This is a genomic window from Brumicola pallidula DSM 14239 = ACAM 615 (assembly GCF_000428905.1).
Taxonomy (GTDB): Bacteria; Pseudomonadota; Gammaproteobacteria; order Enterobacterales; family Alteromonadaceae; genus Glaciecola; species Glaciecola pallidula.
In genome coordinates, this window is the sequence record NZ_KE386815.1 from 37,343 (window position 1) to 50,149 (window position 12,807).

At 39.4% G+C, this 12,807-nt stretch carries 10 protein-coding genes; 4 read left to right on the forward strand and 6 right to left on the reverse strand.

What is annotated here, in order from left to right; all coding sequences use genetic code 11:
• Positions 1-76 precede the first annotated feature (76 nt).
• The 3 genes from G399_RS0114070 to yejK all read right to left on the reverse strand — a co-directional run bounded on the left by G399_RS0114070 (position 77) and on the right by yejK (position 2,998).
• Positions 77-892, reverse strand: coding sequence for a M23 family metallopeptidase (locus G399_RS0114070; RefSeq protein WP_051288599.1), 816 nt, complete (start codon positions 890-892; stop codon positions 77-79).
• 175 nt (positions 893-1,067) lie between these two features.
• Positions 1,068-1,958 (reverse strand): 6-carboxytetrahydropterin synthase, encoded by an 891-nt coding sequence (locus G399_RS0114075; RefSeq protein ID WP_026843750.1) that lies wholly within the window; start codon positions 1,956-1,958, stop codon positions 1,068-1,070.
• An 8-nt stretch (positions 1,959-1,966) separates the two neighbouring features.
• Positions 1,967-2,998 carry a nucleoid-associated protein YejK gene (gene yejK, locus G399_RS0114080; RefSeq protein WP_006010164.1) on the reverse strand — a complete coding sequence of 344 codons (1,032 nt, stop codon included), beginning with the start codon at positions 2,996-2,998 and terminating at the stop codon, positions 1,967-1,969.
• Positions 2,999-3,198: 200 nt separating this feature from the next.
• Here yejK and G399_RS0114085 point away from each other — a divergent pair, with 200 nt between their 5' ends.
• Entirely contained in the window at positions 3,199-3,417 is a 219-nt protein-coding gene (locus G399_RS0114085) for a YejL family protein (protein WP_006010166.1), read from the forward strand.
• Positions 3,418-3,425: 8 nt separating this feature from the next.
• Complete coding sequence (locus tag G399_RS0114090; RefSeq protein ID WP_006010167.1) at positions 3,426-4,961, forward strand: DUF3413 domain-containing protein; 1,536 nt, start codon at positions 3,426-3,428, stop codon at positions 4,959-4,961.
• A gap of 73 nt (positions 4,962-5,034) precedes the next feature.
• Here G399_RS0114090 and G399_RS0114095 read toward each other — a convergent pair whose 3' ends face one another.
• Entirely contained in the window at positions 5,035-7,155 is a 2,121-nt protein-coding gene (locus tag G399_RS0114095) for a TonB-dependent receptor (RefSeq protein WP_006010168.1), read from the reverse strand.
• A 785-nt stretch (positions 7,156-7,940) separates the two neighbouring features.
• On the opposite strand from G399_RS0114095, the gene G399_RS0114100 reads away from it, so the two are divergent.
• Together G399_RS0114100 and G399_RS0114110 are read left to right on the forward strand one after the other, a co-directional pair.
• Positions 7,941-8,735: a zinc ribbon-containing protein gene (locus G399_RS0114100; RefSeq protein WP_006010170.1), complete on the forward strand. Its 795-nt coding sequence runs from the start codon at positions 7,941-7,943 to the stop codon at positions 8,733-8,735.
• Positions 8,736-8,840: 105 nt separating this feature from the next.
• Positions 8,841-9,278 (forward strand): universal stress protein, encoded by a 438-nt coding sequence (locus G399_RS0114110; protein ID WP_006010171.1) that lies wholly within the window; start codon positions 8,841-8,843, stop codon positions 9,276-9,278.
• Between the two features lie 105 nt (positions 9,279-9,383).
• Here G399_RS0114110 and G399_RS0114115 read toward each other — a convergent pair whose 3' ends face one another.
• A complete protein-coding gene (locus G399_RS0114115; RefSeq protein ID WP_026843751.1) occupies positions 9,384-9,755 on the reverse strand; it encodes a response regulator in 372 nt (123 codons plus the stop codon).
• Positions 9,756-9,782: 27 nt separating this feature from the next.
• A complete protein-coding gene (locus tag G399_RS21335) occupies positions 9,783-12,611 on the reverse strand; it encodes a PAS domain-containing protein (RefSeq protein WP_026843752.1) in 2,829 nt (942 codons plus the stop codon).
• Between the last annotated feature and the right edge of the window lie 196 nt (positions 12,612-12,807).

A 12,807-nucleotide genomic window follows, 5' to 3' on the forward strand; every position in this document is an offset into this window, starting at 1 on the left:
TGCCAGCTTAATAAACGGGCTTGAAAATAGCGTGCTTTTCTAATCATTTAAGAACCTACTCGCTTGAGATTGCCGGCTATTGCTCAGCGTCTGTTAGGTCGACCAGAAGTGCTGGATCCAAGCGCTCTTTAAACCAATTGATACGCCAATCAAGGTGTGGACCGGTTACTCGGCCAGTGGCTCCCATTTCTGCAATCTTTTGACCTTGTGTTACCACATCACCTAGTTTAACGTCTAACAAGGACAGGTGAATAAACGTCGATGAAACACCCAGACCATGATCGATAATAAGAGTACCACCAGAATAGTACATATCAGCATGGGCCAAAGTAACCACCCCATCTAAAGGTGCTTTGACGGCAGTTCCCACCGGCCCAGCAATATCTAAGCCGTAGTGTGGACGTTTAGGTTCGCCATTAAACACGCGTTGACTGCCATAAACACCTGAAACCAGCCCTTTAGCAGGTAAAATTAGTGCTTTTGTGAATGCAGTAAGCTCAGAACTTGTTGCCCTTGCGGTGGCAATTTGTACATTGTCGTTTCGAATCCGAGCTAACACTTCTTTTGGCGGAGAAACATACTTTGACGCAACACCCTCGATACGCTGGATATTGTATTCACGTTTCGCTAGTTTAAGATTTTTCTGATTGCGGCTAGTTTGGCCAGGTAATTGCCATTCTAACTTTTGCGTTAACGCCGCATCACGCCCGAAACCAAATACAAAATCACCTGATAATAAGATATTAATGCGCTTGTTGTTAAGCCACACAACACTCCCACTTGGGAGTTTTCCGCGTAACAATGCCCCTTGCGTTAGGCTGCCATTTAAAACCAGTTGCGTTGTTAGTTCGGTAACAGCGCCAGATGGCAAATAGCTTGATGTCAGTTCCATTACCTCGGCTATGTCGCCCTTTTTAGTATCGATAATGAGTGCCTCCGACGTTAGTGCGCGAGCACGCTTTTTTTCATTATTTTCAGCTAGCACGTTTGCATTGAAAAAGAGGGCGCTTAAAATCAGGCTACCAATACCTAACTTTACAGAAAGACAAATTTGGTTTTTTGAACTTTTATTCATCGGCAACAATTGCACCCTTGCCAACACCTTCAAATGCTCTGACTTCTAATGTCATGTCTGACATTGTTTTTAATTCATCAAACATAAACTGAGCTAAACATTCAACGGTTGAATCCGTTTGAATAATTTCACATGCTTGTTTTTCAATCGCCATTTCGAATTCACCTTGCGATGATTCGTACTTAAAACAATAAAAACTGTCGGCGTTTATGTTGTCATGTTGAAAACTTAATTGACTAGGCGAGACTAAATCTTCTTTTGTGCCGATATAAATATCAGCCCATCTTTTTGCCCAATAATTTTGCCATTTTTGACTTTCTTTTCCATTTTCAAAAACCAACACTTTTGAACGATGCCCGTGGGCAATACGTTGGCAATTTCCATCGTGCTTTTTGAGTCCGTGTGTATAGTGATAAAAATCTGTTGGGATCGCCTCTTCACGTAAAAAAAGCTCTACAGAGTGGACATTCTCTGGCAAATGGGTTTTTATGACCTCTTTTAAATACTCCTTTACTGAACTCATATTTACTTCATCAGCATACACAAATGCATATGCTTCAGGAGGGCAATACAAATGCAGGCTTTGCGCGTTCTCGCTGCCTTCGTGATGATAAGAAAAGTCAACTTGAACTCGCTCATTAGAGTCATCATGAGTAATTGTAGTGCATGCATGCTCAGCAGGCACTACTAACTTATGATCAACATAGTCATCAATCACATGCTTTAGCTCTTTTTTCACTTTACCGAAATCTTGCACCATGCTCTCTTCGTTCAATCCGCCATTTAGCAAAATATCGACAATCCAGCTTTCACCTACCATTCCTCGTTTTGGGCACAGGTAAGAGAAATCCATGACGGTCAAGTCGTTTACGAATAATTTCATATCAGCAATTATTTCCCTTTCGTTGCGCGTAGCAACTGGTCTTTTAAATTGGGTGGAATGCCGCGAATTGTCAACGTGTCGGTATGCGGGTCGTACAAGATACGTTCACCTAATAAGGGACGATCGAAGTTGATGGTCACGCCACCTCCTGCGCCACTAAATTTTGCCAGTGACTTAATAGCTGCGCGATCAGGTTGAAAACGCTGCTCTAATGGCACTTCTTGTTGGTCATTAAATAACGTAAAAGATTGACCTGAATCTTCATCTTTTGGTAAAAACTGTGCAATTTCCTCGACCGTAACATCTTCACCTTCAACTACTCTTTCCTTGAAATAGCTTGCTACTGAGCCACGATGTTGATTTTTTTCATGTGTATCGCATTGCTCTTGAGATAAATAATCATCGACATTTTGCATTAGCTGTTTGTTTTGTTGCTTGACGTCGACCTTCTCTTCGCAACCAATATAGTGCATAAAGAAATCTGATACTTTACGACCCATCCGACCTTTTAAGAAACTGATATATCTAAATTGCTCAGGCGTTACTTGCCATTGCGTAATATCAATGCGTACCGCTAATTGCATTTTACTAAAATCTAAATGGTCGCTGTAATCTAAATCCATCTGTTGGTTCACAGCAACATGCTGTTTGGTGTCTATCAGCGCAATAAGCAGATATTGCGTAGCCAAATATTCATATTGACTGAATATTAGAAACCCTGTTTCTACCATTTCATCTTTCGCTAGGGTTTGTAGTAAGAATTCGCCGCTCTTTACACTAAATGCATGAAAGTCCATTTCACTTTGTAGTACCTGCGACAAATCTGCAGAAAAAGTATTTTCAGTTTCTTTTTCAGTTTCTTCTACAAATCCTCCAACGCCCTTTCCAGGCTTACTATTAAAGGTTGTATGTAGCTGCTGTGCTAACGTTTCTATTTCTTTACTCGGCTCAAAACAACTCGTTCGAGGAATAAAGTGAAGCTTGCCATCGTCAGACAAATTTAAACGATGAACAACAAATTGGTGAATGAGTGCACTCATATACTTAAAAGGCTGCCTTATTAAATGTGCTAAAATATTGGATTAGTGTCGTATTCACCCTAGTTTACCGTTAACCGCCGCCACAATAAACCTAGATCTTCCAAACAATTGTTTGTGAATGAATAGAGTGCCATTATAATAAGCATTCTGAAGCTGGTTAATTGTAACCAGTTTTTCATCAAAAATCACAGGACAGATTAATGCCACAACAATCCAAATACTCTGATAAAGAGTTTGAAGCGGCTATGCAAGACGTTTTCGTCGCCTTAGAACAAAATAATGCAAACAGTAATTTGTCGTTAATGGTGCTTGGCAATGTATTATCGTCTATATTTACGCAACAAGTTGCTCCAGAAAAAAGAGACGCGATGGTGGCACAATTTTGTGATGTATTGAAAAGAGCAGTCAAAGGGAATTAACAGCTACTATGATTTTTAATGAATCACCACGACGTAAACAAATTAACGAACTTGTTGCTTGGGGGCATTGGTTTGCCCTTGCCAACATTCTAATGGCGCTTGTCATATCCTCAGTTTATTTGCTGTCGTCACCCATATCAAGCACCCCTATCAGTATTGTTTATATGTTCGTGACTTGGATTGGACACATCAGTTTTATTACTTTCTTTGGTTTCGTTGTTTTACTATTACCGCTGTGTTACAAAATTAAACAGCCTAGAGTATTACGGGTCTTTGGGTCGGCTATCGCAGCTATTGGTCTTGCCCTGCTCGCTTTTGATGCGCTGCTTTACAATAAAACAGGGTTTCACATTAGCTTTAGTTCAGCGGCACTGCTGAGAAGTGAAACAGAAGGACATATGGGTGCATTTAATTGGCTCCAATGGTTCTATTTGTTATTACTTGTTGTCATCTGGTTAATGTTTCAACTGGTACTGGCGAACGCAATACATAAACGCATAAAACGATTCATGAAGGTACACATCGGGATTTATGCCAGCAGTGCCTTTGTGTTCTGTTTTGTTGTTAGCCACGCTATTCATGTATGGGCCGACGCCAAATTATATGCGCCGGTATTACAGCAAGACAATATGCTTCCTTTGTCCTACCCTGCAACAGCGAAGACATTGATGTCACGCATCGGTGTGTTTGACCTGCAAGACTATAAACAACGTCAAAATTTACAGTTTAACGATGATAATTATTCGTTTGATTATCCACCAAAGCCAATTTATTGCTCGGTCGATGCGACCCAAAAATTATTATTTTTAAGTTTACGCAATGACACTTTATCCTCTGCGCCTGAAGGCTTAATGGATAACGGCTTCCATTTTGTTAGTAGCACTTTGAAAAGTGATTATTTGATGTCTGCTGTATACGGCTTACCACAGGCCTTCTTGCCTAGCGTCGCGAATACGCAGCCTGTCACACTGGCGCTATCAAAGGCATTTAACCTCGACGTTAGTATGTACAATCATGAAACAAGCAATCAAGATGATGCTCAGAATAAGCCATTTTATTCAAGCAATTGGAGTTCATTTAGTAGCAAACTTAATGAGCAATCCAGTGGTTTATTTATGGCAACCGTGACAAATGAAGAGTTAGCTTCAATTGATTTACAAGCGCTTAGCTTAACCACCAAGATCCTATTTGTAGCAAAGCCTGAAGATAGCGCTCATCACAAGCTCTACAGTAATCTAGCGCTCAAAACAGACATGTCGACAACAGAAGATATTGCCCCCACTATTTTGACCGAATTAGGTTGTAACGCAGCGCCAGATAACTATTCTATTGGCCAAGCATTGCAATCACCAACGCGAGCTTGGGCGGTAAGTACGCAAGGTAGACACTTAATTGTTTTGCATAAAGGATTAATTACTGAGGTTAGCAAGAATGGTAGTTTTGAAATTCGCGACTACATCACAAATGAAAAAGTATTGACTGAAATTGACACCAATCTATTGAGTCGCTCAATTAAGTATATTACTGAGTTTTCAAAGCAGTAAAAATCACGCAATAACTTGGCAATGAGTAAAAAGCGGATACTTTTTAGCATCCGCTTTTTATTGTCAAAAATCCTTAAAAGCGTGCACGCACGCCAACACTAAACGAGCGACTTGATAAAGGTGCTTCGTCTTTTAAGTAGGATGAATGAACTCGAGCTTCCTGATTTGTTAAGTTATCGCCTTTGATGTAAATCGTCATATCTACATTGTCCAGAGCAAGATAATAATTAGCAGACGCCGAAACCATCGTATAACCGCTTGTATCCGTCTCGTTGATGGCTATTTTATCTTGTTTACTGTTTCGAATAATTTCCATTTCGGTATGCCAATTGCCGGATTCATAATGAGCAGACGAACCAATTCTCATCGGAGGAATTCTAGGCACATTGAGACCTGAAGCTAACTTTGCTCGGGTATAATCAGTAAATGCTTCTAAACGCCACTGGTCATTTAAGTGCCAATCGATTTGAGCTTCATAACCATATAGTTTGGCGTTTTGTTGGGCAAATACAACAACAGGTAAACCGTCAGCTTCATCGGCAGCTTCGCCCAAATTAGCAACTTGGTCAGCAAACACCTGTGCTGAAACTAATCCTCCATCACTAAACACTAAGTCAGTAAAATCTTCGAAAATGTAGTTATCAACTTGATTGTGGAAAATACTAAAGCTTGCATTCAAATCATCCGTGTTAAAACGATAGCTTAAGTCAACGTTATTGGATACCTCTTTATCCATATCGCTTGCAGTTTGGACAACGGTGTATTGATCATTATTGTTAGCTATCTCAAAGCCACCGCCAATTTCATAAGTGCCCGATCCTATGTGCGGCCCATACGAAAAAAATTCAGATGCAGAAGGTGCACGTTCTGAGTAAGCATAGTTAAACGCTAACGTGTTGTCGTTATCAATTTTGAAAACAACACCCGCAGATCCAGACACTGCAACATAATCGGTATCAGCAAATGCAATACTTTGCTGCGGATCACGTTCAGCAAAAAAATCATTATTAATAGTATGAGTTACTTGCTCAATTCGAGAGCCGATTTGCCATATAAATGCGCCTGTTTGGCGTTCTTCCATTAAAAATACGGCAAGACTGTCTGTTTTCGTTGGCGGTGTGAAAGCCTCTTCACCAATAGCCTCAAAATCACTATTGTTGTAATGCAGACCTAATACACCCTTCCAACCAAACACAGGCGCATGTTCGCCCCATAGTCTCGACTCTATGCTTTCATTTCTAAACGTAGTGCCAACCTCGACAACGTCAATTTCAGAATGTTCATAATCTGTATAAGCATTTTGCCAATGCACAGCGTTTATAAAGCCGTCTAAATTATTCCAGTCAACTACACCTTGGTATCTGTCCTGTTTTAACTTTATAAATACGCCGTCTTCTCCGGGTAAGCCATACTCAGAGTTCATTCTTCCATATGCAAGCGCAATAACCGTGTCATCTTGGACCCAACCAGCACCCAGATTATAACCATCTGCGTCCATAGCGGAGTTAGGCAACTTACTGCTGGCGCCTTGCTCGTTTATATTTGCTGGCACCGGAATTTTATAATCGTTGGTACTGCGATTATACGCATCTAGGTGCACTACAAAATCCCCCACACCCGCGTTTAAGTCTGTTGAAATTGTTTTAGCGTCAGCAACGTTGTCGTATTGCGCAAAGATTTCACCAATAAGGCCTTCCTGCCTAGTCACTGGTAGTCGATTATCCACAACATTTACCACACCGCCAATTGCACCACTACCATATAGTAGCGTGGCTGGTCCTCTCAGTATTTCAATTTGGCTTGCTGTTGAGGTTTCGGTAGATACTTGATGATCAGGTCCTACGCGCGATGCATCAGAGGCCCCTAAGCCATTTTGTAAGACTTTGATACGAGGACCATCCAAGCCACGAATGATAGGGCTACTGGCCACTGGGCCAAAATACGAACTATGAACGCCAGGCACATTTTTGAGGGTCTCGCCTAACGTTGCAGCCTGATGTTGATCTAATTCTTCTCCACTGAGGATTGTCACAGGCACACTGGATTCTAGTATTGTGCGCTGAAAAGGTGATGCCGTGATCAATATTGTCTCTATGTCACTCTCATCTTTTTGGATTTTTTTTTCTGCTGCATCTGCATTTGGGCTTAACGCTGCAAAAACAGCTAGGACGATTGCCGAGTATTTTACTTTCATTATATATTGTCTCTAAATTACAAATCAAAACTCGCTGAGCTATCTGAAGATACCCAGTATTAACAAATGGTTATGCTATGAATTTCAGAGATTTAAAGGCGGATCTCTATTGCCAAATTGAGTTTTAAATAGAGAGTAAAAAGACCAAGAACTTAGTTTGATGGGAGTGTGGATTTTTCGTTCAGTATCAAAAAACGTAACGTTAATTGGTAAAGAGTGCTCAAAATCAAAAGAGCCCAAGCATAACTGGCATTGTTGCTCACTCTGCAGTGCATGAGCGGAACTGTGCCATTGAGAAAAAACAGAAAACAACACTACAATCACCAGTAAATATTTCAACAGTGATTTTTGCTTTCTTAAATAGTGTGAAGTAAGTAAATGCATAGGTGTTATAATATAACGTTTAATTTCAATTATGTCGACTGTTTACTGTTAAGATTGTTAAGATTGTTAATAAAACTGAATATATTCAATACTAATTACCCATCTGTATTAAACCGCGACATGCTATATTTTTTAATACCTAGCAATACAAATCATAATGCGGTTTGCCAAAGCCTGCCCTATTCATAATATGGTTTGATACATCTAATTGCGTGTTGATAAGCCCTTCATTGATACTTACCTAAGTTTTGAGCGACTAAATAAGCACTGCATTATCGACTGATATCACAAATCAAATTAAGTGATTTCCACAATTGATTAAGTACAACACCGAATATATCCTTACCAGCATATAGGTAATTATCTTGTCAGCTCATATGAATTTTTAAAGGAAACTGCTCATGAAAACAAAAAAACACACAACAGAATTACACTCAAGCTATCAAGCAATGGTTGATAGCATAGAAGAGTTTATGGTGAAGGAAGGTAAAACCTTGCAACAGGCTTTTTACGCAGCGGAAGAAAAACTCGATGATACCAAGGAAATAAGTAAGGAAAAAATCCAGCAAGCGAGTAGCGATTTAAAGGATAATTTATGCTTATTAAGTGAAGCCGTCGAAGGCGCAACTGAATCCTATAAAGAGCAAATAAGATTTGATCTGGCCTATGTAAACAATTCAATTTGGGGCAAATTACAAAGCATTGCTAGTAGTAATACAGCCGAATTAATGGCGTTCACAAGGGATCTCAGAGAAAAAGCGCAAACAGTTACAACGGAGGCACATCTAGCCGCGCATCAAGAACACAATCAATGGAATAGTGAACATGCTTTATGGTTAAACGAAGTCGACTTCTGGAAAAAAGACCACGATCAAGCACTGACTAAGTTAGAAGAAATAGAAAAAGCACTGAAACAACAATCAAGGTCGCTGTTTAGGCATGCTCAAGCTATTCGCAAGCATGCTGAAATAGACCATGAACACGAAAAAAGCATGACCAATGAGGAACAAGACCCAAGTAGCGATGTTTTCAAAGAAGCCGATGAGAAGGAAACGACAGTGCATCAAAAAAAGAGGCAGATACACGCGCAACAATCTGAATTACATCATGACTTAAAGACCCATCATTTTAAATTAATGGCGATGATCAACATGCTTTACAAGGAAATACATAAGGTATCATCGCCCCAGGGATAGCGGACACAGTCATGTTTGATTTACGTCAAACATGGCATAATGCAGCTGTGTTAGCCTATGCAAACGCAAAGGGCAAGTCTATCAAACTAGTGTGGTGTATTAATTATGAATATTTATAAAAAAATTGTTGTCGCAATTGATTTCAATGCTGAGTATGAAAACGTGGTACAACGAGCAATAGCTGTTTGTCAATCTACTGAAGACGTGAACCTGGTTTATGTATGTATGCCAATAGTTTATCTTCAGCCTCTTCTATATGGCGGCGAATACGATGTCACAACTGATTCTGAAAACCTTTCCAATGCCAAAGAAAGCTTAGAGGAAATTGCACAAAAATTTGGTATTAACAAAGAAAACGTTTACGTAAAGCTCGGAGATGTTTCTGATGAAATAAAATGCTTAGCAAATGACTGTAAGGCAGATCTTATTGTCATAGGAACGCACGGTAGAAGTGGTATTAAAATGCTTCTTGGGTCAACTGCAAATGCAGTTCTACACGGCGTCAAACAAGACGTACTTGCGGTGCGTATGCACGATAATTGATTCTATTCATCAGAGAATTCGAGGCGATAACATCTATCCATTGTTATCGCATCTGAAAGATCAGCCAAAGTATAATGCGACCACTGAATAGACCTTGTAATATTCTCATGCGAGTGCATTTTCAACATTTTTTATCAATTCTAATGGACTAAAGGGTTTAACAAGATAGCTATCTGCGCCCACACGTCGTCCTTCTTCAAGATCAGATTTTTGTCCTCGAGCAGTTAATAGCATCACATATGGATTTTTTTCATTATTGGCTTGTTTTAACTTTTCACAAACTTGATAACCATTAACTTCACCAGGCATCATCACATCCAGCAAAACCAAATCAGGTTTAATCACCTTCGCTAATTCTAGGGCTCGTTGGCCATTTTCAGCTTCATGTAATTCGTAATCACCATACTCAAGCGTCATGCGCACTAATTTGCGCAATTCCCCTTGATCGTCAACAATTAAAATTATCTTTTTACTCATCACTTTTTACTCATCACTCTTTACTCTTTACTCTTTACTCAGTAGATTAATTTTAACAATCGGTAACCAAACAGTAACTGCCATTCCGTTTCCCTTAGAACTAACAAACTCGATATCGCCAGCGTGAATTGTCACTATCTCTTTAACTAGTGACAGACCTAAACCAGTGCCGGGTGTTGAGCCAGATTCATCAGCTCGATAAAAACGCTCTCCAATACGCGACAATTGTTGAGGTGCCATACCGATCCCTTTGTCAATGATGCTGACACCAAATTGCATATTTCCGTTTTTTTCTCGTTGACTTGTTTTTAATATAACGTTTTTATTTCCAGGAGAATATTTAAATCCATTGTTTAACAAGTTATTAAATACCTGACGCATTTTATCGATATCGAAGGATAAAATTGGCCAATGACCTAATGACTGAACTTCTACTTTACGCCCATTAAATGCGCCTTCAGCTTCGGCACATGACTGTATCAGAAGGTCTTGAAGTGACTGCTTGACCATATAAAAATCTTTTCCTGCTCTTGCTTCAATACGAGATAAATCGAGCAGTTCATCCAATAAGTGTTTTAAATTTAATGACTGACGATGGATGGTTTCAAAAATTTCATGTGACATTTTTTTATCATAATCACGATTCATTAATAATTCAGAGAATCCATATATACTGGCCAATGGGGTTCTCAACTCATGTGCCGCTGTTGATAAAAACTCACTTTTCATCTTATCAACTTCTGTTTCATGGGTTACATCTCTAAAATAGAACACTTGTCCTTCTTTTACGCCCGTTAATCCATACATTGTTCTAATGTTACAATTGAGAATTCGTAACACCGGATATGAAAGATAAATGAGGCGCTCGCTATCCTCCGTTCCGATAATACTGATGTCTTCCATCCGTTCTGAATTATACAAGTTGACCATTGCATCACTAAAAACGTTTGCAGATTTACCGATAAACATAGGCGCTTGAAGCCCGGTCATATTTAATAATGCGGGATTAATATAAACAATAATATTGTCAGCATTAGCTAATACAAATCCATCAGGACTTAATGTTAATATAATATCTAATTCACGGGTCCGTTTTTTTACTTTTGCTTCCATTTCAGAACGATAACTATCAAGTTCAGTGATGTCTTGCCCAACTCCAACAACACCAACAACATCGCCATTTGCATTGCGTCGTGTAGTTGCATTGAGTAACACCATGACTAAATTATTGTCTTTTGTGTAAAGTGGGAACTCGAAGTTAGAGGTTTCATTACCTTTTAGTGCTTTTTGTAACACTTCATTTACTGACTCGCGATAATCTGCAGTGATAAATTCTTCTACTAAATTTTTACCCAATACTTCATCGGATTGAAATCCCGTTATTTCGGCTGATTTTTGATTCCATTGGTTTACGTTGCCTTCAGCATCAACGCCAAATATTGGTGCGTTCGCAGTATCAATAAAGATAGTCAATTCCTTCGCGACACGAACCCTTTCTGAACGATAAGCATCAAGCTTGATTTGTAACGCCAGTTCTTTGTTAGCAATAACTAATTCATCGGCCCACTTGTCTTTCTCTTTGTTCGCAAGAACCAATTCATCGGCTCTCTTGTCTTTCTCTTCGTTGGCTATAATTAACTCATCTGCCCGCTTACTTTTTTCTTCATTGGCAAGAATTAACTCATCTGCTCGTTTTTCTTCCACTTCACTTTGAAAGGCAAGTTCTTTATTCGCAAGAACGAGTTCATCTGCGCGTTTTTCTTTTTCTTTGTTGGCCAACACCAATTCAAAAGCCCGCTTGTCTTTCTCTTCGTTTTGAAACGCAAGTTCGGTGTTAGCAAGCACGAGTTCATTGGCACGCTTCTCTTTCTCTTCATTGGCAAGAATTAACTCATCTGCCCGCTTATCTTTCTCTTGGTTGGCAAGAATCAACTCGTCTGCGCGTTTATCTTTCTCTTGGTTGGCAAGAATCAACTCGTCTGCGCGTTTATCTTTCTCTTGGTTGGCAAGAATTAACTCATCTGCTCGCTTATCTTTTTCTTCGTTTTGAAAGGCCAGCTCAGTGTTAGCAAGAACTAATTCATTAGCCCTTTTTTCTTTTTCCGCGTTTTGAAAGGCTAGTTCAGTATTGGCGAGGACCAATTCATCGGCGCGTTTTTCTTTCTCTGCGTTTTGAAAGGCTAATTCTTCATTGGCAAGAACTAATTCATTTGCCCTTTTTTCTTTCTCTTCGTTGGCAAGAATTAACTCGTCTGCGCGTTTATCTTTCTCTTCATTGGCAAGAATTAACTCATCTGCCCGCTTATCTTTCTCTTGATTGGCAAGAATTAACTCATCTGCGCGTTTATCTTTCTCTTGATTAGCCAGAATTAACTCGTCTGCGCGCTTATCTTTCTCTTGGTTGGCAAGAATTAACTCATCTGCTCGCTTATCTTTTTCTGCGTTTTGAAAGGCCAGTTCTGCATTAGCAAGAACTAATTCATTTGCCCTTTTTTCTTTCTCTTCGTTGGCAAGAATTAACTCATCTGCGCGTTTATCTTTCTCTTCATTTTGAAAGGCAAGTTTGGTGTTGGCAAGGATTAATTCATTTGCCCGTTTTTCTTTCTTTTCGTTGGCAAGAATTAACTCATCTGCGCGTTTATCTTTCTCTTCATTTTGAAAGGCAAGTTTGGTGTTGGCGAGGATTAATTCATTGGCCCGTTTTTCTTTCTTTTCATTAGCAAGAATTAACTCGTCTGCTCGCTTGTCCTTCTCTTCGTTTTGAAAAGCAAGTTTGTTGTTGGCAATAACTAATTCAGCCGCTCGTTTGTCTTTTTCATCGTTTTTATTACCTTGTTCATCAGCATTCGTCTGCATAAATAGTCGCCTCCATTTTTATATTTTTAATAAATCGTGACTTAAATTCTACGCTGCATTTATATTCCAACGAGCTGACATTCGTGCGGACTTATTTTGCGGTCCTTTGGTCTTGTTTGCACTGAATGGAAATCACTTATTAGCAAAATTCATATAGTAATAGCGCTGATTAGTTGTTACTTACTGCATTTTTTAA